This is a genomic window from Paenibacillus xanthanilyticus (assembly GCF_042682185.1).
Taxonomy (GTDB): Bacteria; Bacillota; Bacilli; order Paenibacillales; family Paenibacillaceae; genus Paenibacillus_Z; species Paenibacillus_Z xanthanilyticus.
Window position 1 is genome coordinate 3,277,501 of the sequence record NZ_JBHUHA010000002.1, and the last position, 22,785, is coordinate 3,300,285.

At 57.1% G+C, this 22,785-nt stretch carries 14 protein-coding genes, 19 tRNA genes and 1 rRNA gene (1 of these 34 only partly in view); 28 read left to right on the forward strand and 6 right to left on the reverse strand.

The window, feature by feature from the left end:
* The 22 genes from ACFSKT_RS31875 to ACFSKT_RS31980 form a co-directional block, all read left to right on the forward strand.
* Window positions 1-1,228, forward strand: a 23S ribosomal RNA gene (locus ACFSKT_RS31875) (it extends 1,701 nt beyond the left edge of the window).
* 127 nt (window positions 1,229-1,355) lie between these two features.
* Window positions 1,356-1,432 (forward strand) — tRNA-Ile (locus ACFSKT_RS31880).
* A gap of 12 nt (window positions 1,433-1,444) precedes the next feature.
* A tRNA-Ala gene (locus ACFSKT_RS31885) sits at window positions 1,445-1,520 on the forward strand.
* A 16-nt stretch (window positions 1,521-1,536) separates the two neighbouring features.
* Window positions 1,537-1,612: transfer RNA gene (locus ACFSKT_RS31890), tRNA-Asn, on the forward strand.
* Between the two features lie 5 nt (window positions 1,613-1,617).
* A tRNA-Ser gene (locus tag ACFSKT_RS31895) sits at window positions 1,618-1,705 on the forward strand.
* Window positions 1,706-1,719: 14 nt separating this feature from the next.
* Window positions 1,720-1,794, forward strand: a tRNA-Glu gene (locus ACFSKT_RS31900).
* 9 nt (window positions 1,795-1,803) lie between these two features.
* Window positions 1,804-1,879, forward strand: a tRNA-Val gene (locus ACFSKT_RS31905).
* A gap of 17 nt (window positions 1,880-1,896) precedes the next feature.
* Window positions 1,897-1,973, forward strand: a tRNA-Met gene (locus ACFSKT_RS31910).
* Between the two features lie 11 nt (window positions 1,974-1,984).
* A tRNA-Asp gene (locus ACFSKT_RS31915) sits at window positions 1,985-2,061 on the forward strand.
* Between the two features lie 9 nt (window positions 2,062-2,070).
* A tRNA-Phe gene (locus ACFSKT_RS31920) sits at window positions 2,071-2,146 on the forward strand.
* Between the two features lie 13 nt (window positions 2,147-2,159).
* Window positions 2,160-2,235, forward strand: a tRNA-Thr gene (locus ACFSKT_RS31925).
* 7 nt (window positions 2,236-2,242) lie between these two features.
* Window positions 2,243-2,328 (forward strand) — tRNA-Tyr (locus ACFSKT_RS31930).
* A gap of 5 nt (window positions 2,329-2,333) precedes the next feature.
* Window positions 2,334-2,407 (forward strand) — tRNA-Trp (locus ACFSKT_RS31935).
* Between the two features lie 18 nt (window positions 2,408-2,425).
* A tRNA-His gene (locus ACFSKT_RS31940) sits at window positions 2,426-2,501 on the forward strand.
* An 8-nt stretch (window positions 2,502-2,509) separates the two neighbouring features.
* Window positions 2,510-2,584 (forward strand) — tRNA-Gln (locus tag ACFSKT_RS31945).
* 9 nt (window positions 2,585-2,593) lie between these two features.
* Window positions 2,594-2,666, forward strand: a tRNA-Lys gene (locus ACFSKT_RS31950).
* Window positions 2,667-2,701: 35 nt separating this feature from the next.
* Window positions 2,702-2,784, forward strand: a tRNA-Leu gene (locus ACFSKT_RS31955).
* 10 nt (window positions 2,785-2,794) lie between these two features.
* A tRNA-Gly gene (locus tag ACFSKT_RS31960) sits at window positions 2,795-2,869 on the forward strand.
* A 7-nt stretch (window positions 2,870-2,876) separates the two neighbouring features.
* Window positions 2,877-2,950 (forward strand) — tRNA-Cys (locus ACFSKT_RS31965).
* A 42-nt stretch (window positions 2,951-2,992) separates the two neighbouring features.
* A tRNA-Pro gene (locus ACFSKT_RS31970) sits at window positions 2,993-3,069 on the forward strand.
* Window positions 3,070-3,503: 434 nt separating this feature from the next.
* Window positions 3,504-4,466: an MraY family glycosyltransferase gene (locus tag ACFSKT_RS31975; RefSeq protein WP_377718860.1), complete on the forward strand. Its 963-nt coding sequence runs from the start codon at window positions 3,504-3,506 to the stop codon at window positions 4,464-4,466.
* Between the two features lie 208 nt (window positions 4,467-4,674).
* Window positions 4,675-4,968: a hypothetical protein gene (locus ACFSKT_RS31980; protein ID WP_377718859.1), complete on the forward strand. Its 294-nt coding sequence runs from the start codon at window positions 4,675-4,677 to the stop codon at window positions 4,966-4,968.
* A gap of 220 nt (window positions 4,969-5,188) precedes the next feature.
* Here the strand turns inward: ACFSKT_RS31980 and ACFSKT_RS31985 are convergent, their stop codons facing one another.
* The 4 genes from ACFSKT_RS31985 to ACFSKT_RS32000 form a co-directional block, all read right to left on the reverse strand.
* Window positions 5,189-6,322 carry a glycerate kinase gene (locus ACFSKT_RS31985; RefSeq protein WP_377718858.1) on the reverse strand — a complete coding sequence of 378 codons (1,134 nt, stop codon included), beginning with the start codon at window positions 6,320-6,322 and terminating at the stop codon, window positions 5,189-5,191.
* A 158-nt stretch (window positions 6,323-6,480) separates the two neighbouring features.
* Window positions 6,481-7,941, reverse strand: coding sequence for a glycoside hydrolase family 43 protein (locus tag ACFSKT_RS31990; protein WP_377718857.1), 1,461 nt, complete (start codon window positions 7,939-7,941; stop codon window positions 6,481-6,483).
* A 634-nt stretch (window positions 7,942-8,575) separates the two neighbouring features.
* The gene (locus ACFSKT_RS31995; protein WP_377718856.1) at window positions 8,576-9,277 is read right to left on the reverse strand and encodes a MerR family transcriptional regulator; all 702 of its coding nucleotides are present in this window, start codon (window positions 9,275-9,277) and stop codon (window positions 8,576-8,578) included.
* A gap of 450 nt (window positions 9,278-9,727) precedes the next feature.
* Complete coding sequence (locus ACFSKT_RS32000; protein WP_377718855.1) at window positions 9,728-10,963, reverse strand: MFS transporter; 1,236 nt, start codon at window positions 10,961-10,963, stop codon at window positions 9,728-9,730.
* A gap of 331 nt (window positions 10,964-11,294) precedes the next feature.
* Here ACFSKT_RS32000 and ACFSKT_RS32005 point away from each other — a divergent pair, with 331 nt between their 5' ends.
* From ACFSKT_RS32005 to ACFSKT_RS32030, 6 genes are all read left to right on the forward strand, one after another.
* Window positions 11,295-12,278 (forward strand): sugar-binding transcriptional regulator, encoded by a 984-nt coding sequence (locus tag ACFSKT_RS32005; RefSeq protein WP_377718854.1) that lies wholly within the window; start codon window positions 11,295-11,297, stop codon window positions 12,276-12,278.
* Between the two features lie 2 nt (window positions 12,279-12,280).
* Complete coding sequence (gene deoC, locus ACFSKT_RS32010) at window positions 12,281-12,961, forward strand: deoxyribose-phosphate aldolase (RefSeq protein ID WP_377718853.1); 681 nt, start codon at window positions 12,281-12,283, stop codon at window positions 12,959-12,961.
* Window positions 12,962-13,353: 392 nt separating this feature from the next.
* Window positions 13,354-14,787, forward strand: coding sequence for a DHA2 family efflux MFS transporter permease subunit (locus ACFSKT_RS32015; RefSeq protein ID WP_377718867.1), 1,434 nt, complete (start codon window positions 13,354-13,356; stop codon window positions 14,785-14,787).
* Between the two features lie 30 nt (window positions 14,788-14,817).
* The gene (locus tag ACFSKT_RS32020; RefSeq protein WP_377718852.1) at window positions 14,818-15,414 is read left to right on the forward strand and encodes a TetR/AcrR family transcriptional regulator; all 597 of its coding nucleotides are present in this window, start codon (window positions 14,818-14,820) and stop codon (window positions 15,412-15,414) included.
* Between the two features lie 204 nt (window positions 15,415-15,618).
* Window positions 15,619-17,076, forward strand: a complete 1,458-nt coding sequence (gene katA / locus ACFSKT_RS32025) for a catalase KatA (RefSeq protein WP_377718851.1) — start codon at window positions 15,619-15,621, stop codon at window positions 17,074-17,076.
* A 208-nt stretch (window positions 17,077-17,284) separates the two neighbouring features.
* The gene (locus tag ACFSKT_RS32030) at window positions 17,285-17,749 is read left to right on the forward strand and encodes a Fur family transcriptional regulator (protein WP_377718850.1); all 465 of its coding nucleotides are present in this window, start codon (window positions 17,285-17,287) and stop codon (window positions 17,747-17,749) included.
* A 237-nt stretch (window positions 17,750-17,986) separates the two neighbouring features.
* Here the strand turns inward: ACFSKT_RS32030 and ACFSKT_RS32035 are convergent, their stop codons facing one another.
* Window positions 17,987-18,409, reverse strand: coding sequence for a hypothetical protein (locus tag ACFSKT_RS32035; protein WP_377718849.1), 423 nt, complete (start codon window positions 18,407-18,409; stop codon window positions 17,987-17,989).
* Between the two features lie 283 nt (window positions 18,410-18,692).
* Window positions 18,693-22,760, reverse strand: a complete 4,068-nt coding sequence (locus ACFSKT_RS32040; RefSeq protein WP_377718848.1) for a bifunctional 2',3'-cyclic-nucleotide 2'-phosphodiesterase/3'-nucleotidase — start codon at window positions 22,758-22,760, stop codon at window positions 18,693-18,695.
* Window positions 22,761-22,785: the final 25 nt, after the last annotated feature.

Genomic DNA, 22,785 nt, shown 5'->3' on the forward strand with positions numbered 1-22,785 from the left:
AGAACTCTCGTTAAGGAACTCGGCAAAATGACCCCGTAACTTCGGGAGAAGGGGTGCCTCGGTAGGGTGAATAGCCCGAGGGGGCCGCAGTGAAAAGGCCCAAGCGACTGTTTAGCAAAAACACAGGTCTGTGCGAAGCCGTAAGGCGAAGTATACGGGCTGACGCCTGCCCGGTGCTGGAAGGTTAAGGGGAGTGGTTAGGGGCAACCCGAAGCTATGAACCGAAGCCCCAGTAAACGGCGGCCGTAACTATAACGGTCCTAAGGTAGCGAAATTCCTTGTCAGGTAAATTCTGACCCGCACGAATGGCGTAACGACTTGGGCGCTGTCTCAACGAGAGATCCGGTGAAATTTTAATACCTGTGAAGATGCAGGTTACCCGCGACAAGACGGAAAGACCCCATGGAGCTTTACTGCAGCTTGATATTGGACTTTGGTACGATCTGTACAGGATAGGTGGGAGCCTGAGAAGCCTGAGCGCCAGCTTGGGTGGAGGCGCCGTTGGGATACCACCCTGATCGTATCGGAGTTCTAACCCGCCACCCTGAATCGGGTGGGGGGACCGTGTCAGGCGGGCAGTTTGACTGGGGCGGTCGCCTCCTAAAATGTAACGGAGGCGCCCAAAGGTTCCCTCAGAATGGTTGGAAATCATTCGAAGCGTGCAAAGGCATAAGGGAGCTTGACTGCGAGACCAACAAGTCGAGCAGGGACGAAAGTCGGGCTTAGTGATCCGGTGGTACCGAATGGAAGGGCCATCGCTCAACGGATAAAAGCTACCCTGGGGATAACAGGCTTATCTCCCCCAAGAGTCCACATCGACGGGGAGGTTTGGCACCTCGATGTCGGCTCATCGCATCCTGGGGCTGAAGTAGGTCCCAAGGGTTGGGCTGTTCGCCCATTAAAGCGGTACGCGAGCTGGGTTCAGAACGTCGTGAGACAGTTCGGTCCCTATCTGTCGTGGGCGTAGGAAATTTGAGAGGAGCTGTCCTTAGTACGAGAGGACCGGGATGGACGTACCGCTGGTGTACCAGTTGTTCCGCCAGGAGCACCGCTGGGTAGCCAAGTACGGACGGGATAAGCGCTGAAAGCATCTAAGCGTGAAGCCCCCCTCAAGATGAGATTTCCCAATTAGTAAGACCCCTGGAAGACGACCAGGTTGATAGGTTCGAGGTGGAAGCGCAGCAATGCGTGCAGCTGACGAATACTAATCGGTCGAGGGCTTATCCTAACGTTTAAGTTCGCAAGAGCTTAGACAAACACAGCTAAAGTGTTGAGTTTCGTATCCAGTTTTCAGGGTGTAATTGCCTTGTTTACAATGGAATCACACCCACTCTTTTGTGGGTTTTGTTATTTACTGGCCTTTAGCTCAGCTGGTTAGAGCGCACCCCTGATAAGGGTGAGGTCGGTGGTTCGAGTCCACTAAGGCCAACCATTCATATTCTAAGGGGCCATAGCTCAGCTGGGAGAGCGCCTGCCTTGCAAGCAGGAGGTCAGCGGTTCGATCCCGCTTGGCTCCACCAATATCGTTTCTAATGTTCCCTGATAGCTCAGTTGGTAGAGCACTCGACTGTTAATCGAGTTGTCACAGGTTCGAGTCCTGTTCGGGGAGCCATTCATGGAGAAGTACCCAAGTGGCTCAAGGGGACCCTCTGCTAAGGGGTTAGACTGCGTAAGTGGTGCGAGGGTTCGAATCCCTCCTTCTCCGTTCTTTCTACATACGGCCCGTTGGTCAAGGGGTTAAGACACCTCCCTTTCACGGAGGTAACAGGGGTTCGAATCCCCTACGGGTCACCACTTTTATATGGAGGCTTAGCTCAGCTGGGAGAGCATCTGCCTTACAAGCAGAGGGTCGGCGGTTCGATCCCGTCAGCCTCCACCATATAGATTTTCTAATGACGCGGGGTGGAGCAGCTCGGTAGCTCGTCGGGCTCATAACCCGAAGGCCGCAGGTTCAAATCCTGCCCCCGCAACCAAATTATAATGCGGAGCCGTGGTGTAGAGGCCTAACATGCCTGCCTGTCACGCAGGAGACCGCGGGTTCGAATCCCGTCGGCTCCGCCATTTTAGTACGGCTCGGTAGCTCAGTTGGTAGAGCAGAGGACTGAAAATCCTCGTGTCGGCGGTTCGATTCCGTCCCGAGCCACCATTTAACTTTATACGCCGCTGTAGCTCAACTGGTAGAGCAACTGACTTGTAATCAGTAGGTTGGGGGTTCAAGTCCTCTCGGCGGCACCAGTTTCACGGAGGATTAGCGAAGTGGCCAAACGCAGCAGACTGTAAATCTGTTCTCTGACGAGTTCGGTGGTTCGAATCCATCATCCTCCACCAGTTATAGGGGCATAGTTTAAAGGTAGAACAGCGGTCTCCAAAACCGTTAGTGTGGGTTCAATTCCTGCTGCCCCTGCCAGAAGTATTTTTGACCGTGGCGGTCGTGGCGAAGTGGTTAACGCATCGGATTGTGATTCCGACATTCGGGGGTTCAATTCCCCTCGATCGCCCCATCTTTTATTGGGGATTAGCCAAGCGGTAAGGCAACGGACTTTGACTCCGTCATGCCAAGGTTCGAATCCTTGATCCCCAGCCATTTTATTATGAGCCATTAGCTCAGTTGGTAGAGCACCTGACTTTTAATCAGGGTGTCGTAGGTTCGAGTCCTACATGGCTCACTTTCTTCATATATTGACCTAAATGGTCGAAGCTCGCGCGTATGGCGGAATTGGCAGACGCACCAGACTTAGGATCTGGCGGGCGACCGTGGGGGTTCAAGTCCCTCTACGCGCACCAATATGTTTATGCGGAAGTGGCTCAGCGGTAGAGCATCGCCTTGCCAAGGCGAGGGTCGCGGGTTCGATTCCCGTCTTCCGCTCCATTTTTATGGCGCCATAGCCAAGTGGTAAGGCAGAGCTCTGCAAAAGCTTCACCCCCAGTTCGAATCTGGGTGGCGCCTCCACCTTCATCTCATGGTTGATCCAATGAGATACTGCTTGTATATCGGGATGTAGCTCAGCTTGGTAGAGCACCTGGTTTGGGACCAGGGGGTCGCATGTTCGAATCGTGTCATCCCGACCATTCTTTTTCAATCGTAACCGGCGGATTATCCGCCGGTTTTTTTGCGTTGTTCACCTTGAAACGGTACCTGAATTGAAATGGTTGCACCCCTTCCCGCGCGCGGTGCATTCCCGGCACGCGGTGCTCAGTACTCGGTCACACGTCGGCGAGTAGTTAAGGAACTTGGCGAGCTAGGAAGAGATGCTGCTTGGCATTCAAGGCGGCAGGCTGCTTTGGACGGTCGAGACGTAGAGATATCGCCAGGCGTGGCGTGCAGGAGGATAGATGGAGGGATGAGGGATTTCGGAGGCTGTTGAAGTAGTCTTAGGTACATCGTGGTAAAAGTTGGGGCAAAATGCAACTTTTTCGCGGATTTCGTCGTCATTTGGACAAACTAGGCATCATGAGAATCGAAGTGCTGCAGAAGATGTCATCTGATTACGAGGAGGATCCACATGCTCTACTGGGCTGGCTTTACGCTGTCATTTTTGTTGGTGCTGGTGCTTATTCCTCCGCTGCGCAAGTTGGCGGTCCGAATCGACTTCGTGGACAAGCCTAGACCGGATGTCGAACGAAAAATTCACCGGGAGCCGATTCCGCTGACGGCGGGTATCGCGATATTCGTCGGATTTTTCGCGGTTTACTATGCATGCGGCGGCCTTTTCTCTGCACAGACGTGGGCCATCACCGGCGGAGGATTGTGCATTCTCGGCATCGGGCTGATCGATGACTGGTACAAAACGCGGGGCAAGGAGCTTGCATCCCTGCCGAAGTTGGTCGTACAGGTCGGCGCCGCTGTCATCGTCTATTCGTCGGGCATCGCTTTCGAGGGGTTTACGAATCCGTTCAACGGACAATTCGTGAATTTGCCGACGTGGCTGGAGCTTCTGCTTACGATTCTGTGGATTTTCGGCGTCACGACGGTCATTAACTTCTCGGATGGCATGGATGGCTTGGCAGGCGGGTTGTCCGCGATATCGGGCGGGACGCTGTTCGTCGTGGCGCTCACGATGGGGCAGAGCGATTCCGCGCTCATGTCCATTATACTCGTAGGCGCGGCACTCGGTTATTTGCGCTACAATAAGCCGCCTGCACGGGTATTTATGGGCGATGCGGGGGCGACGTTCTTAGGATTCATGCTCGGTATTATCGCGCTTGACGGGGCGTTCAAAGGGGCCACGCTGTTATCGCTGTTTATTCCGATTTTGGCGCTAGGGGTGCCGATCTTCGATAACGTCATCGTCGTCATTCGCCGGATACGGGCTTCCAAGCCGATATACCAAGCCGATGCGTCCCAAGCGCACTATAAGCTGTTGGCGACGGGATTGAATCAGAAGCAGACGCTCGTATTCCTCTGTCTGCTGAACGTCTGCTTCGGGTTGACCGCCATTATCATGGCGCTGCAAATCAGCGCGTAAGCAGCAAGCCGTCCGTCTAATTGCGGACGGCTTTTTTGCTGTCGGGGAAAGCTTTCGAGCAGGGGCTATCGTCTTGGGAATAGAAGGACATGAAGTGGAATGATGTGGAGCAGGTTTAGCCTGAGGCGGTCGGGTTGGGTGAACGAGACCTACGGCACCGTGGGCAGCGTTGTTAATATAGTAAATCGGGAGCAAAAGAGGGTCTGGGATGACTAAATATCGAGTGAGCATGCAGCTGCTGTTCATGATCGTCGCGTTGCTATTTATCTTGTTATCGATTGGGCCCGTACAGCGGATGACGGCACGGATGACGGCGGCAATCTATTTGACCGTTCATTATGGGGATCGCGATCTGCGTTTTCAAACGCTGGAGTATTCGTCGCAGTTCGGGGCGTACATGGTGTCGTACCAGGACCAAGACGGGCAACCGGTCGGGCTCCAAATCAGCTCGAAGCAATTTCCCGTCTTTATCTTATTCGATTCGCTAGATCCAGGGGCCTGATTAGGGAGCGAGTGGCACTTAGGTGCTTGGTTGCCCCCCAGTAGAGGAATGAAGGTAGGGAAGGCAACCGAAGCGCTGAAAAGGACTGCGGAATCTGTGGAAGCGGTATAGGCCCATCGATACGATGCATCCCTCGGCGCATGGCGCGAAATGCAGCCGCCGGGGGAGCCGGGACAGCTTGAAGCGCTTGGATTGGAGCTTCAAGCTGGTTAAGCTGCGCCTAACGACCGGCCCCAAAAGCCCGAACGGCTTGCTCGGCGGCGTGCTCCAGCAGTTCTGCGGCGCGCGTGATGGCTTCGTCCAGTGTCATAGGGGTATTGACGATGCTGAACGCGCAGTTGATGCCGCCCTCGTAAAGCGCGCGCAAATCCGGGCGGACGGCGCCGGCCAGCGCGATGACGGGAATGCCGAGCGATTGCGCTTCACGCGCGACGCCCAAGGGGGCTTTGCCCGACGCGGTCTGGGCATCGAGACTGCCTTCCCCGGTGATTGCCAAGTCGGCTCCAGACAAATGCCGGCGCAATCCGGCTGCATCGATGACCACCTCGATGCCAGGGCGCAGACGAGAGGGGAAGAACGCGAGAAACGCGCCTGCTAAACCGCCGGCGGCCCCAGCCCCCGGATAATCATGCAGCCGCAGGTTCGTCTTCGACTCTACGAGGTCGGCCCAGTGGCGCATATTGCGCTCCAAGTGCTCGATATTGCTGGGGGCTGCGCCTTTCTGCGGGGCATACACAGCGGTTGCGCCATGGACCCCGATCAGTGGATTGTTCACGTCGCAAGCAAGGAGAAAATCGGATTCGGCAATACGCGGATCGAACGCGGCGTCATCGATGCGCGCGATCTGTTCGAGGTTCCCTCCCGAAGGATGGATGACGCAGCCGCTCGCATCATAGAACGCCATTCCAAGAGCCTCGAGCATGCCTGCGCCGCCGTCGTTGGTCGCGCTGCCGCCCAAGGCGACAATAAAACGCCTGCAACCCTTGTCCAAGGCGTGCCGGATTAGCTCGCCCGTGCCGTAGGTCGACGTCAGTCCCGGATTGCGCAGAGGAGCAGGCACGAGGAGCAGGCCCGACGCGCGCGCCATTTCGACCACGGCGGTTGTGCCGTCCGCAAGCAGCCCGTATGCGGCGTCGACGGGGGAGCCGAACGGATCACGTACGGTGTGCGTAACGAACGTGCCACCGGCGCTTCGAACGATCGGCTCCAGGGATCCTTCTCCTCCATCGGCCATCGGGACGAGCACCGTGTCCGCTTCGGGGAAAGCGTTGCGGATGCCGCGTTCGATCGCTTGCGCGGCTTCGGCCGCGGTAAGGCTTCCCTTGAACGAGTCGGGGGCAATGACGATTTTCATCTGACGTTCCTCCTTAGCGGCAGACCCGCGGTGAGTGGGCTTTATAGGGGACGAAGTGGAATTGTCCTTATCAGCTAATACCTGATTATAGCAGAAGAATGCAAAAAGCAGGACGTCGCCCGTCGGGGCAATGTCCTGCTTTTGTTGTAACCGAGTATTTAAGGGGAGACGATGCGGCTGCCCCAAATCGTGATGCCCTCGCCCGACATCGCCGAGAAGGTCATCGTCTGACGCTCTCCAGTCTCGTCATATTGCCGCAGGAACACGCCTTTGTAGGTGGCGCCATCGATCGTGATCGTCGCCGTGTGATCGTCGCTGAGCTTCCACGTGCCGCTGACCGAGCCGGTTACGGCGCCATCCTCGGCGAGGGTGATGACGGCGGATTGTTGAATGTCGGCCGTAATCTCTTTGTTATGGTTAACGAATTTGTATTCGCCCGTAATGTCGGCTTTGGCATAATTGGCAATCTTCTCGCCGCCGTAGCGGTACGGCGCGACCACCGGCCAGCCTTCCTCGTTGAAGAACATTTGATGGACGCGGACTTCATGCTGCTCGCCAAGATTCGGGAACCGCGCGTGGAAGATCAGATAATAACGCTTCGTCTTCTCATCGTAGTAAGCGGAGTTGTGGCCGGGCGACACATAGCCGTATTCGCTGCCATCGGTCTCGCCTTCTGCCGGTTGGAATGCGTAGCTGCCCATCAATTTGGCGCCGTATGGCGCATAGGAGGCATCGTCGAAAACGGTGCCGAAGGCGCCCATCGCCTCTTCCATCGGCTTGTCCTCGGCGTCGACGAAAGGACCGTCCGGATTTTTGGAACGCGCGACGCGCATGTTGTACCCGCCGTCGGCCGTCAATCCGCCATAGGAGAGGAACAGGTAGTAGTATTCCGTGTCTGGGCTGTACAGCATATACGGTCCTTCGATCCGGCTGTGGTTGCCGCCCAGCAGCTTCTTGCCATAGCCTTGATCCGGGAGAGGGAAGCCGGTCTTCGGATCCATCTTCAGGATGAATATGCCGCCCGAGTACGAGCCGTACACCATCCACAATTGGCCGTCCTTGTCATAAAACACGTCGGGGTCGACGACGTTCGGATGGACGGTCGCATCGTAAATCTCTCTGTCCGCGCCGGCCTCTCCGACCATGCCGGACTTCAGCATAATGCCCAGATTTCGGTAGGGGCCTTCGATGTTGTCGGATACGGCAACGCCCATGGCGGACAACGGCGAATCGCCGCGGCAGGCGTTGTAGTACATGTAGTATTTGCCGTCCTCGAGCTGAATGACGTCTGCCGCCCACAGCGTGTCGGTCTCCGCCCACGCGAACGTCTCGGCGAGCTCTTCCTTGACGCCCGGGATGAGCGGGTTGTCGTCGGACACGCTGGTGGAAATTTGCGTCCATGCCATCAGATCGGATGACTTGGCCGAGGCCAGATGGGAACCGAACACGTAATAGGTGCCGTCCGATTCAATGATGGACGGGTCGTGCACCGATACATTTTCGAACACCGGCGGTGCGGTGGTGGTGACATTGGAACCCGCATTATTCGACGCGCTGCTGCAGGCGCTCGACAGCAGGGCAGCGGTAAGTAAAACCAGGGCTAGTGCTTTTGCCTTCATCCGTTAGACCTCCTTCATGTATACCCTTACATTGTCGGTAAAACGGACGAAAGAGTCAATAGTATTTTTATGAATTTATTAATGTTTATATTTACATTAGGACGTCAGACAGGGTCGGGTTTAAGCTAGTGGGAGGGTGAGAAGCGCGATATATGGATCGATGCGAGGGTGGGATGGACGGAAGCAGTGTGCGTGAGGATGAGGCTTTTTGATCGGATTAGCAGGGTAATTGGAAGCTGTTGATGGTGATGGAGGGCTACGAAAATAGGGTCTTGAGAAGGGAAGGGAGAGACAGGAGGCGAGCAAACGATGCTTTGCAGGTACAAAGGAGAACGAAGCTAAAGCGGTACAAGCGAGCCAAGGTGATGTAGATGCTTGGGGGCCAAGAGTAGGGACAAGCGAGCCAAGGTGATGTAGATGGTGGGGGCCAAGAGTAGGGACAAGCGAGCGCGGTTGAGGGGGTATCTCCTCAGCAGGAGGACGAAATATTTACGAGGCAACGGGACTTTTTGGATGTGTGGGAGCGGCGTATCGGTAACGGGCGAAAAATCAAAATCGCGGTCAAGGGGCGAGTGATTCGTTGCCGGGGGAAAGGCTGTGCGTCGGCATGCCGCATGACCGCGAAGCTAAAAGATTAAATGAAAAAGAAGAGTTGCCGCAGGAAGCTGCGTTTCTTCGGTCGTTGTTTGATCGGAATCGGCGCCAGCTTGTTCGTCGAATCCCAGCCTGCCGCCGCGACCATCTGGAGGGGCATTTGGAGCTGCTCGACCGCCGCGGCCAGCTGACTTACGGTTTGACGCAGTTCCTCCAGCTCTTCGCGGTGCTGAAGCAGTTGAACCGAGACGACATCGTCCGCTTTGTGGGCAAGCGCTTGCTCCAGCCTTTGCAAGCGTTCGCGCACCTCATTGGTGATAGGTTCCAGTTGTTCCGGCATTATCTCCGGCTGAGCGGGTTCCGTATGCACAACGACGGCTGCCGGCGCGTCGGACGCCTCCTCCTCTGTCTGTACGGCGCTGCTGGTAATTTCGTTGATCAGCTGCTGCATGGCGGGGTCGAACTCATACTCGGGCGGGAGGTCAGACGCGGTCTCTGCCGCTAACTGCGGCAGTCTCGTAGCGCCCGAGACTTCGCGCTGGGCGGCTAGCGTGATCTCGCTCATGCCTTTGCCGCTTTCGATTTGGTTCTGGATGTCTCGCAGATGCGCCAGGTCGCGTTCTTCGAACAGGAAGCTGCCGAAGGCGTCTTTGGCCGGCGTGGACGGGAGAAGGGTCATCCAGCGTCTGACCGTCGTTTGGCTTACCCCTAATTGCCGCGCCACCTCTTTGGTTTTCATCATCATCCCATCACCTCTATCAACGTCTTGGCCACTGTATTCGCCATGCATATGCGCCCTCCCTGCCGGGTAGACAAAGGTAGTGGGCAATCGCTAAAACTAGTGTTAATGCGGGGAAAACGGCGTAAGCGGCGCACATGCCTGCGGAGGGTGTCGCTCTCTGTCTGCCACGGCGGCGGCAAGTGCAAAAAGCCCCAAGCTCCGGTGAAGGGAGCTTGGGGCGGATGCATGTTAGCAAGCGAGTCGGCAATCGTTACGCACAATAAGGGGAGACGCAGACGAGCGATGGCGGCTTCGACGAGCTGCGAGGTCGCGATGCGGATGCGCGATGGGATGGAGGGCGGTCTTGACGTCGAAGCACGTCGGATGCACGTCGTTGCACGCAGCCATACCTAGTCTGCCTGCGGACCGCGAGGAGATGGAAGCCGGGCGATCGCATGCGGCGTCGAATATTTACGTCTGGCTGACCGCCGCGGCGCTCGCCTTCGCGCTGGCCCGATGCCGGCTGGCCATGGCGTGAATGATGAAAAATCCGATCGATAGCAGCGCGGTGACGACGGCCAGCCATGCCACGGGACTTAAGCCGCCTCGATCATAATAAGCGCCCATCATGTAAGGTCCGATCACGCGACCGGCAGAGCCGATGCCGCCGGAGAGACCCAAGTAGAACGGCGTATGCTTGCCGGCCCGTTCAGAGAGGAAGGCGGGCATCGCGGGCGCGATGAGCATCTCCCCGAAGGTGGCCAGAATCATGGCGAGCACCATGCCCGGGTAGCTTTGCATCGTCAGAATGCAGGCGTAGCCGGCCATGTAGAAGATGGCGCTCGCCGTCATTTGGGCGTTGATCGTGCGGGCAGCCGTTCGTTTGAGCAGCGTCATCAGCGGTTGCGCGACAAAAATGAGAATGCCGTTCAGCGTCCAGAGGAAACCGTACATCCGCTTAGGCATGTCTTCGGCAATGATGAACGGAGAGACGCCCGTATTCCAAATCGAGTTGCCGAAGTTCAGCAGCAGAACGGCCACGGACATATACAGGTAAATGCGAATGTTGCGCATGAGCATCCAGGCGCTCTCGGACCTGGAGACGCTCGTCTGGGCAAGGACCGGCGACCCGGCGGTCTTGTTCTCGGTCCGACCCAAATAAAAGAGGAAGAAGACGGCGAACGCGCCGGATGTGACGCCGTTCAACACGAAGCTGAGCGTGTAGGAGACGTCGGCCAGGAAGCCGCTTAGCGCGGTGCCGACCGCTACGCCGATGTTATTCGCGACGTAGATGACGTTGAACAGCTCGCCGCGGCGTTCGGGGAAGCGAAAGCCGATGAACGCTTGAATTGCCGGCATGGAGAGCGCGTTGAAGACGCCGATGAGCGCCATTAGGGTGATGAAAAGCGGCCAGGATTGGCTGGCGACCGGCAGCGCGAACAGGCCGAGCGCGTTCATCCCGAGGGCGCCAACGATCAGCCTTTTCACGCCGACGCGGTGGTACAGCGCCCCGCCCAGCAGTTGACCGGCAATGCCGCCCAAGGAATGGATCAGAATGACAAGGCCGGCGGCCTTCATATTGCGGCCCAGTTCGTCGAAGACGAACATGGCGATGAGCGGCCACATAAGCGAGCTGCCGGTTGAATTGATCAGACTGGCGCCAAGAAATACGTTGATTTCTTTGGGGTACTTAGAGAAGTAGCGCATGTGTATCGCTCCGATTCATAGAAAAGTAATGGTATATAATGGTTTTATGTATGGAGGTGTTATCGGAATTTGCTAGGAATTGTTCTATTATAACGTATAAATGTGCGGAGTATCGTCAGACTTCTTACTGATATTGCGATTATACTTTCGGATTATGGTGAAATTCAGAAATTCTGTATGTTTAAAAATTCCATTTAGTATGTTAGGCGGCCAGCCGATGTTGGTGGATGCACGATGTTGCTTTCCGCAGAGCGCCTTTGTACAATAGAATATGAACGAATGATTATTTTTAAATGTACGTTTGTTAAAAATAATAACGGCGGTGGTCGACATGGAAGAGCGCGCGGAAGAGAAGCTGGCCAAAATGATCGATGCGGCCCGCATGTACTATCAGCTGGATTACAGCCAGCAGGAAATCGCCCGATTGTTCGGGGTGTCGCGCCCGACGGTGTCTCGTTTCCTGCAGCAGGCGAAGGATGAAGGGTATGTCCAAATCACGATTCACGACCCGCGCGAGAGCAGCGTCATGCTGGCGGAGCAGCTGGAGCGGGCTTTCGGGCTCCAAAAAGCGATCGTGGTGACGGTCCCGCAATATGATGATGGGATCGTGAAAAAGTACTTGGGCGAGGCGGCCGCCGATTATGTGCACGAAACGGTGAAAGACGGCGACATTATCGCGGCGACGTGGGGAACGACGCTGTACGAAGTGGCCTTGAACTTGAAGGACAAGCACGTGAAAGACGTGAAGGTCGTGCAGCTGAACGGCGGCGTCAGCCATTCGGAGACGAATACGTACGCGCATGAGATCATCCACCTGTTCGGCAAGGCGTTCCATACCGTCCCTTACTTCATCCCGCTGCCGGCGATCGTGGATCATCCGGTCGTGAAGCAAACGATCGAATCAGATCGGCATATCCAGGGCATTCTGGAGCTGGGCAAACGATCGAATATCGCGGTCGTGACGGTCGGCGCGCCGACGGACGATTCCGTTCTCATTCGCGCGGACTACTTCACGGAAGAGGAGCTGGCGCTCATATACGAGCGGGGAGCGGGCGATATTTGTTCCCGGTATATCGACGCCGAGGGCAAGCTATGCTCCGAAGAGCTGAGCCAGCGCACGATCGGCATCGACCTCGAGGAGCTGCGGTACAAAGAGAAGTCGATCCTCGTGGCCGGCGGCGCCCGCAAAGTAAGCGGCATTCGCGGCGCGCTGCGGGGCGGCTATACGAACGTGCTGATTACCGACCATATCACCGCCGCTTATTTGTTAGACGGCGCGCAGGACGCGTCCAACCCACCTAAAGGAGAGATTTAATCATGACAACGAATTCGCAGCAGGAGCTGGCTTCTTACTTTGACCATACGCTGCTCAAGCCCGAAAGCACGAAAGAAGCCGTAATCGCGCTGTGCCAAGAGGCGAAGGAATACGGCTTCGCCACGGTATGCGTAAACCCGTACTGGGTGAGCACGGCGGCGGCGGAGCTGTCGGGCACGAGCGTAGGCATTACGACCGTGGTCGGGTTCCCGCTCGGCGCGTCCACGACGATCGCCAAGACGCTGGAAGCGCGCGACGCGATCGCGGCCGGCGCGACGGAAGTCGATATGGTACTGAACGTTGGCGCCCTTAAGTCCGGTCTGTACGAGGAGGTCGAGCGCGACGTGGCTTCCGTGGCGGCGGCGTGTAAAGGCCGCGCGGTGCTGAAGGTCATTCTGGAGACGGGGCTGTTGACCGACGTAGAGAAGGTGAAGGCCTGCGAGCTGTGCGTGAAGGCCGGCGCGGACTTCGTGAAGACGTCCACGGGCTTCGGGCCCGGCGGCGCGACGGCGGCCGACATTGCCTTGATGCGCAAGACGGTCGGTCCCGACATCGGCGTCAAAGCATCCGGCGGCGTGCGTAACCTGGAAACGGTACAGGCGATGATCGAAGCGGGCGCGACGCGGATCGGCGCGAGCGCGAGCGTGGCGATCGTGAAGGGGCTGCAAGGCGAAGGATACTAAGAAGCGGGAGCATCTATCCGGCGGCGCTGTAGAGGCGTCGCCGGAGTTGTTTTCGGACGATGGTACAAGAATGGCCACAGCGACAGAAGTGCTCGGTCACCATGTAGGCGTTCAAGCCTCTTAAATATCGTCAAAAGTGATCATTTTGCCGCATTTCCGGCCGTTATGTTCGATTTTCCTTAAAAAATGGCAGGCTTGGCCGCATATTCCGGGCTATATTTACGCAAATTTGTTTTGACATCGAATCCGGCGCTCTGCTACACTCGGTCTATCGGACAATTGTCCGGTCATTTTTTGCGTGGTGCGGACAATTGTCCGCAGTCGAGCGCTACATAGAGGAGGAACTTAGCTTGAACCCTGCAGGCGCAGAATCAACCGCTTCAAATCTCGATTTGAGCGGCATTAAGAGAGGCCCGATCGTCGCGGCTCTCATTATCGGCGCGTTCGTGGCTATTCTGAACGAAACGCTGCTGAACATTGCCTTCCCGCAGCTCATGGAGGACTTTGCCGTATCGGCGGCAACGATCCAATGGCTCTCCACGGCCTACATGCTCGTTATCGGTATCCTCGTACCGGTAACCGCGCTGCTCCAGCTGTGGTTTACGACCAGACAGATGTTTTTGTCGGCCATGATACTATTCTTGGTCGGTACGATCATATGCGGCATCGCTCCATCATTCGAGCTGCTGCTGATCGGCCGTATCATCCAAGCGCTCGGTACCGGGCTTATGCTTCCGGTCATGATGAACACGATCCTCGCGATCTTCCCGCCGCACGAGCGCGGCGGCGCGATGGGGATGATCGGTCTGGTCATCATGTTCGGGCCGGCGATCGGGCCTACACTGGCAGGCCTGCTCATCGAGCAGCTCGACTGGCGTTGGTTGTTTTATTCCGTCATTCCGCTGGCGGCGTTCTCGATTATTTTCGCCTTCGTGTATTTGAAGAACGTGTCGGAATTGACGCGTCCGAAGGTCGATATTCTGGCCATTCTTCTGTCTACGATCGGCTTCGGCGGGCTTGTGTACAGCTTCAGTAAATCCGGCGAGATCGGTTGGCACGAACAAGAAGTGTATCTGACGCTCATCGCGGGCATCATCGGCCTCGTGCTGTTCGTCTGGCGCCAATTGGTGGTCAAGGAACCGATCCTCGACCTGCGCGCCTTCAAGTTCCCGATGTTCTCGCTCGTGACGGTTCTCATGCTCGTCATGATGATGACGCTGTTCTCGACGATGATCATCATGCCGCTCTATCTGCAAAACGTGCTGGGGCTCACCGCGTTCGCGGCGGGGCTGACGATGATGCCGGGCGGTATCGTGAACGGGATTATGGCGCCGGTATCCGGCAAACTGTTCGATAAGTTCGGTCCGCGCGTGCTCGTTATTCCGGGTCTGATTCTGATCGTGCTTTCCGTATGGCTGTTCACGGGCATCACCTCCGAATGGAGCCGCGGGCACGTCATTGCCGTCAACATCATCATGATGATCGGCATCTCGCTCGTCATGATGCCGGCGCAGACGACGGCACTGAACCAGCTGCCGCGCAGCCTGTACCCGCATGGCACGGCAATCATGAACACGCTGCAACAAGTAGCTGGCGCCATCGGGACGGCATTGTTCATCAGCGTCATGACCTCCGGGTCGAAAGCGTATATCAGCGGACTGGATAATCCGGCAGCCGCAGGTCCGCTAGACATAGTTCAGGGCTTGGTAGCAGGCATGGATGACGCCTTCACGTTGGCCTTCATCATCTCCATTGTGGCGCTCGTGATCGGATTCTTCATCAAACCGACCAAAGCACCCGAAGAACAAGCCAAACAGGCAGCTTAAGCGGTTTTCCTTCAAGGAGGAAGTAGGCCTATGACCAGCGGTAACGATGAACTGGGCGCGCAGATTCTGCGCAAGGCCCAAGGGTTATTCGCCGAACATGGCGTAGAGGCGGTGAGCATGCATCAGGTGGCAAAGGCGGCGGGCGTCGGGCAAGGCACGCTGTACCGCCGCTACCCGAGCAAGAGCAACCTGTGCATGTCGATCATGCAGTCGAAGATCGATAAGTTCTTAGACGAACTGCGCGGTTACTTGGCAGCTCATGCTGAAGCGCCGGTGTTGGCGAGGTTGTCCGGGATCATGACGAAGCAAATTTTGTTTTGTCACGCCGACATCGCCTGGATGAAAGAGCTATTCCGATCCGGCAAGCTGAAGGACGTCAAGACGAATGCGTTCGAGTCGCCGCCGTTCGTCTTTATGCTTCACACGGTACAGCGGCTGCTGGAGGAGGCGGTGGAGAAAGAAGAGCTTCCGCCAGTCGATCCGGTGTTCACGGCCAGCTTGATCGCGGCCGCGCTCTCGCCGGAGCTGCTCTTCTATCTCGACGACAAAGGATATACCGGCGAGCAGATCGCGGAGCATTTCGTCCGGTCGTTCATTGCACCACTCTTCTCAGCGCGTTCTGAATAAGTAAGCACGAAAGCCGATCCTCCCGGGGATCGGCTTTTTTTGTCGCGCATAGCCGCCCCAGATGCGAGAAAATGGCGGGTTTTCCTGTCGCAATACATAAAATAAATACTAATTAATAATTATTATAAAAAAGTATTGATATTTCTTTGAGAAGTGTTATCATATCCTCATAAGCCCAACAACATATTATGAGGTGATCTTACGATGACGGCAGACAAGAACTACTTGACGACAAGCACGGGCGCTCCCGTTGGCGACAACCAGAATTCCTTGACCGCGGGACAGCGCGGACCGGTACTTATTCAGGACATCCATCTTCTCGAGAAACTGGCGCATTTCAACCGCGAGCGCGTTCCGGAGCGCGTCGTTCACGCGAAAGGCGCTGGGGCGCATGGTTATTTTGAAGTCACGAACGATGTTTCCAAATATACGAAAGCCGCATTCCTGTCGGAAGTCGGCAAACGCACGCCGATGTTCATCCGCTTCTCGACGGTAGCGGGCGAGCTGGGCTCGGCGGATACGGTTCGCGACCCGCGCGGCTTCGCCGTGAAGTTCTACACCGAAGAAGGCAACTATGACCTGGTCGGCAACAACACGCCGGTATTCTTCATTCGCGACGCGATCAAGTTCCCGGACTTCATCCACACGCAGAAGCGCCACCCGCAGACGCATCTGAAGAACCCGAACGCGGTATGGGATTTCTGGTCGCTCTCGCCGGAATCGCTCCACCAAGTGACGATTCTGATGTCCGACCGCGGGATCCCGGCTACTCTTAGACATATGCACGGTTTCGGCAGCCATACCTTCAAATGGGTGAATGAGCAGGGCGAGGGCGTATGGGTGAAATACCACTTCAAGACGGAGCAAGGCATTCGCAACCTGGATCCGAAGCTGGCGGCGCAAATCGCGGGCGACAATCCGGACTACCACACGGAGGATCTGTTCCGCGCGATCGAACGGGGCGAGTTCCCGGCTTGGAAACTGTATGTGCAGATCATGCCGCTCGCGGACGCCGATACGTACCGCTTCGATCCGTTCGACGTGACGAAAGTCTGGTCGCAAAAGGACTATCCGCTCATCGAAGTCGGCCGCATGGTGCTGAACCGCAATCCGGAGAACTACTTCGCCGAAGTCGAGCAGGTGACGCTGTCGCCAGGCAACTTCGTGCCGGGCATCGAGGCTTCCCCCGACAAAATGCTGCAGGGCCGCCTGTTCGCCTACGCCGATGCGCACCGCTACCGGGTAGGCGCGAACCACAACGCGCTGCCGATCAACAAGCCGCAATGCCCGGTGCACAACAACCAGCGCGACGGCGCGATGCGTCCGGACAACAATGGCGGCTCCGGCGTCTACTACGAGCCGAACAGCTACGGCGGACCGACGGAAGCGCCGCAGCACCGCATCTCGGCCTTCCCGGTTACGGGCACCGCGGACAGCGTAGCCTATGACCGCGACGACCACTACACGCAAGCAGGCGATCTGTACCGTCTGATGAGCGAGCCGGAGCGCGCGTACCTCATCGACACGATCGTCGGCGCCATGAAGCCGGTGGAGCGCGACGATATCAAGCTTCGCCAGATCGGACACTTCTACAAAGCGGATCCGGAATACGGACGCCGCGTGGCGGAAGGACTCGGGCTGCCGGTGCCGCAAGGCGAATAAGAGGCTGCCGCTAACCACTGCTTGAACCGAAAAGCCGCGTCAAACTGTACGTACAGGAGGACGCGGCTTTGTCGTTTCAGGGGCGTCGCTCAACCCGATCCGAATGCATGAAGGGCAACATTGACTTTTTGATTATAATCGTTATCAATTGATATTAACTTTACTAATGCGTATACTGAATATAAATCAGATGAAAGGGGGAGCTGCCATGAACGAGCCAATGGACATGGAAGCCGTTCTCGAACGGCTGAAAGAGAAAGGGCTGCGCCTCACTCCCCAACGGGTCGAGGTCATTACGCTGTTGTATCAATTGTCCCATCCGACGGCCGAGCAGGTATACTCGCTCATGTCGAAGAAATTTCCCTATGTCAGCCAGACGACGGTGTACAGCACGCTGAAGATGCTGAAGGACTTAGGCATCGTGAACGAGCTGACGTACGGCGACCGGTCGAGCCACTTCGAGCTGACGCAGGAGGAACACGCGCATTTCAATTGCAAGTCGTGCGGAGGGATTTACGACGTGGACGTGAAGGACGCGCATCACCTGCAGCACATGCTGCATGCCGAGCAGGGCTACCAGGTTGATTTTGTCCGTCTGGAGTTTTATGGGACATGTCCGGTCTGCGCCGAGGGCAGGAAGCCGGAAGCCCATGCGGGACGAACGAAGCATTAGCGCTTATCAGCAAGGGAACAAGCCTTCAACGCCGCGATGATGCGGCAGCGAGGGCTTTTTTTCGTGATGATTCAGCGGTGTCTTCTCTCCAAAGGGGGATGGCAGTCATGGGGCGAACGTGAATGAGAAAAGCGGCTTTTCCGAATCGCGGGCCAACGTGGACCGGATGGAATAGCCGCTTGGTGAGCATCTCGTCACTTTAAAGCCTGCGTGAAGCAAAGGACGTCGAGTTCGTGGTTATGCATAGTTGGCGAACACTCTGTCCGCTACGATCTCCGGCAGTTCCGCCAGGTGCGCTTCATATTGGGCGAGCGAAATGCTGCCGGCCACGTAACGCTGGCGGAGCTGTTCCGCTAGTTCGCTCAGCTGCAGATCGACGACCTGCTGGGCGTTCGACCCGCCGCGGGACGCGATCTCCGCCAGCGAGCTTCCGTTGTAGAGCGCCTCGCGCACGTCATCCGCCGAGGAGGCGCCAAGGGCATGCAGGAAACGCTGTTCCGCTTGCTGCGTCTGCTGCAGCGCGCTCGGCTGGCCGGACAGCTTCGTCTTGAACAGCGTCGGCGTCAAGACGGCGGCGTAGCCGCGGTCGGACAGCAAACCGCTGCTGAGCGTAATGGCGGCGGCCAGAGAGGCGGCCATAATCATTCGTGTGGATTTCATTGGGTAAAAGCACCTTCTTCTCGATTTATGTAGAACGGGTCGGTTATGGTTCGTGTTCGAGTGTTCAACGCAGGGAACATCTATATGGAAGCGCAGTGCTTGGTTATACGGCGAGGGGGGCGAACCGTTTCAGTTACGCTGCGGCCATGTATAAAGCATAACCGTCTTCTATTAAACACAGCTTAAACGCGTTTAAACATTTACTAAAAAATCCCCGCAGGCGCTGGAGTTATCCAGCTTGCCTGCGGGGATTTCGTGCGAATCGCGTGTTTATGCGGCTGTATTAGCCGATTTTGGTAATGCGGCCTTCGGTCTTTGCCGTGATGTCGGCCGTGCCGAATTTGGATTTCAGGTACGCGATTGTCGCGTCGAGATCCACCGGACCTGCTTCGCGGTTCGTGCCCTTCGTCAGTACTGCATAGCCGTCGCCACCCGTCGCCATGAAGTCGTTGACCACGATCGTGTAGGTCGCGTCATCCTTCAGCGGCGTACCGTCGGCTTTCTTGATGTCGACGATGCGGGAGCCGACCGGCTTGCTCAGGTCATAGCTGTACGTGAAGCCGGACACTTGGCCGATCTTCGCGGACGTGCCTGCCCACTGCTGGTTCATCAGCTCTTTCATTTGGGCGCCGGTGAGCGTCATCTTGATCAGCACGTTGCCGAACGGCTGGATGCTGAACATGTTGCCGTACGTGACGTTGCCTTGCGGCAGGTCGTTGCGGATGCCGCCGGAGTTCATGAACGCGAAGTCCGTCTTCATCGTCTCGCGCATGCCGTCGGCGATCAGGTTGCCAAGCGCGGATTCGCCGGCTGCGGTCGCTTCGCGCGTGATCGCCGCCGCGGACTTGCCGACTGGCGCGTTCATCACCGGTGCATTCTTGTCTTGGTACGATTTGATCATCGCGGAAATTTCAGCGTCCGGCGTAACGCCTTGCTGCTTCACGTCGACGATCTCGGCTTTGGATTTCGCCACGTTGATGTTCTTCGTCGCGCGGTTGATCGACAGGTCGATATCCGCGAATGCCGTGCCGTAGGAGAACGCTTCGACGACGATTTTGCCGTCGATGACTTGATTCAGGCCGCCATGGTTGTGGCCGGCGAAGATCACGTCGACTTCGTCGTCTACGGCTTTCGCCAAGTCGACGACTTCGCCCGTAGGCGCGTCCGCTTTGCCCTCATACGGATCGTGCGCCAGGATGACGATCGATTGAATGCCTTTCGCCTTCAGCTCGGCGACCGCCTTGTTGACGACCGGCGCTTGCTCGACGAACGTAATGCCTTTGATGCTCTCGGCTTTGACGATCGTCGGCGTAATGTTGGTTACGACGCCGATGAAGCCGATCTTCACGCCGCCGACTTCTTTCACCACGTAAGGATCAAGAAGCGGTTTGCCGTCCGCGCCGATGACGTTCGCGGCAACGTAAGGGAAGTTGGCACCCGCGAAATCAGCGCCCGTGTCCGGGTTCTTGCCGCCGTTGATCAGACGGAGCGCTTCTTCCGCGCCGCGGTCGAACTCATGATTGCCGAGCGTTGCCGCGTCGAAGCCGAGACGGTTCAAGAAGTCGATCGTCGGCTCGTCGCGCAGCAGCGCCGATACCGGAGCGGAAGCGCCTACCGCATCGCCCGCGTGCACGAGCAGCGTGTTCGGGTTCGTTGCTTCGCGTTGTTTCAGGTACGTCGCCAGGTAGTCCGCGCCGCCGAGCGTCGCCGTTACTTTGCCGGCTGCGTCCTTCACGTCCTTCTTGTAGTCCAGCTGGCCGTGGAAGTCGTTGATGCCGAGCAGCTGTACGGAGATGTCCGTCGTCAGCGTGTCGATGACTTTCGCCGCTTCGGCGCGCGTCGTGGAAGCTTGCGGCTTGAATGCGCCGGCGCTGCCGTTCATGACGCCGCGGTCGACGACGAGGTCGATCGCCGATTTCGCCCATGCGCTGAACGCTTTGCTGTCGGAGAAGGAAGCCGCCTTATCCGCCTTCAGTTCCGCTTTCGCTTGCAGCTCGAGCGCGTTCGCGGCCATCACCGCCATTTGCTCGCGGGTAATCGTTTGATCCGGCGCGAATTCCGTCTTGCTGACGCCGCTCACGAGGCCGTTCTCGAATGCCGCCGTTACGAATGGCGTGAACCATTTGCCGTCCGCGACGTCTTTGAACGAGGATTTGCCCGTTGCTTTCAGATCAAGCGCCTTGGCCAACAGGGTGGCGAACTCGGCGCGCGTGACGGATGCGCCCGGATCGAACGTTGTTTCCGTCTTGCCCGTTACGATGCCTTTGCCTGCCAGCTTGTTGATGGAAGCGGATGCCCAGTGGGAAGCCGGCACGTCCGCGAACGACTTGCTCAGGTTGATCGAATAGATGCCGAAGCCCTTCTCGTCGGTCTTGCCCGTGTACGTAATGTTCGTTGTCGCTTTTGCGTAGTCCGCACCTTTTGGCGAAGACGTAAACGTGACGTTGACGCTGCCGGAGATCGGCGCGATCGACCAGTTGTTATCAGCCGTCGGGTTGATTTCCTTCTGCGCCGTAATGTAGTCCATCAGGATTTGACGGTTCTCATCCGGCGAGTCGATGATGTATTTGCTGCCCTTGACGCCCGGGAAGTTGCCGCCGCCGCCAGCGCGGTAGTTGTTCGTGACGACGATGAAGTCTTGGTTCGGATCAAGTGCTTTGCCTTTGTACTTCAGGTTGACGATCCGGCTCGCGGAAGCGTCGCTGATCGTGCCGTCGATTTTGTACTTCGCCGGCTTGGTGACATCGACTTGATACGTCACGCCATCGATGACGTCGAAATTGTAAACTTGGAACTGCGGGTTAAGCAGCTGCTGCTCTTCCGTCTTCGTCGGGTCGATTTGGTTGAATTTGCCCGCCGTCATCTCGAGCCATTCTTTCACGACGGAGCCTTTAACGAGAATCGCCTTCAGCGTGTTGTCGTACAGGTACAGGTCGCCCGCGCTCTTGATCGCCAGCGGACCGGTCTTGATCTCCGTGAATTCCTCGACGCCGTTGCGGCCCGCCTTGAACGGAGCGCCAACGGAAAGAATCGGCGTATCTTTGTATTGCGGGAGGTTCTTCGCCACGTAATCGGCGACGTACGCCTTCTGTGCGTTCGTCACGATTTGGATCGAAGGGTCGTCCTGCACGAGCGCGAAGTAGCTGTGAATCGGCGCCGTCGTCGTGCCGATCGGGCTGTTCGCGTATTTGATCGTCGCTTCATGATCGGATTTGACCGCGTCCACGATCGCTTGGTCCAGCTCGACCTTCGGCTTCTTCGCGACCGAATCATAGATCGCGCGCGTGGACGATTGGGAAGTCGCGACTTTCCATTTGCCGTCCGTCTTCTCGAGCGTCAGGTCGATCAGGCCGAGGTTGTTGCCGCCGTAGCCGGCTTGTACGGCCGGAACGCCATTGATCGTGCCTTTGGCATTATCCACGCCCGGAAGCGCGTTGCCGGAAGCGTCCTTGAACAGCGCGTCAAGCGACTTGACGTCCGCCGCCGGGAACACCTTGTGCGTGTGGGAGAACGTGATGGCATCGATGCCCGGCACTTTGCTCAGCGGCAGAATCGCGTCTTCGGCCATCGAGTTCGCCGTCGCGCTGGCATTGAAGCCGGAGTGCGTCATCGCGATGATGATGTCCGCGCCCGCTTCGCGCAGCTTCGGCACGAATTTCTCGGCCGTGGCGACGATGTCCTTGGCGATGACTTTGCCTTCCAGCCAAGTCTTGTCCCATGTCGTGATTTGCGGCGTGACAAGACCGAGCACGCCGATCTTCACGACTTGCTCATTACCGGATTCATCGACGAATTTCTTCTCGATGATTTTATAAGGTTCGAATTTGTTGACGTCGTTGTCGGGATTGTTGTCTTTGTCGTCAATGTATACGTTTGCATTGACATAAGGGAAGTTGGCGCCTTTGATCGCGTTGCCCAGGTAGTCCAGACCGTAGTTGAACTCATGGTTGCCGAGCGTCGCGGCATCGTAGCCCATCAGGTTCATGGCTTTGAAGACGGTGTGCGTCTCGCCTGCTTTCAGGGGAGCGACCGTGGCTTTGTATGTGCCGAGCGGCGTGCCTTGGATCAAGTCGCCGTTATCGATCAGGAACGAGTTTTTCACTTCGGCCCGCGCGGCTTTGATCACAGTGGACGTTCTCGCCAGACCGACCGTGTCGGAAGCGGCATCCTTGTAGTAATCATAGTTCATGATATTCGTGTGGATGTCCGTCGTCTCCATAATCCGCAGTTTGAGCGTGGAGCCGGCGTCGGCCGCCTCTGCGAACGTGCCGCCGAACGGCAGGGCAAGCAGGCTGAACGTCAGCGAGGTCGCTAACATCGAGCTGAGGCGCTTCTTGATAGGTTGTTGCATGCAAGAACCTTCCCTTCATGTTATC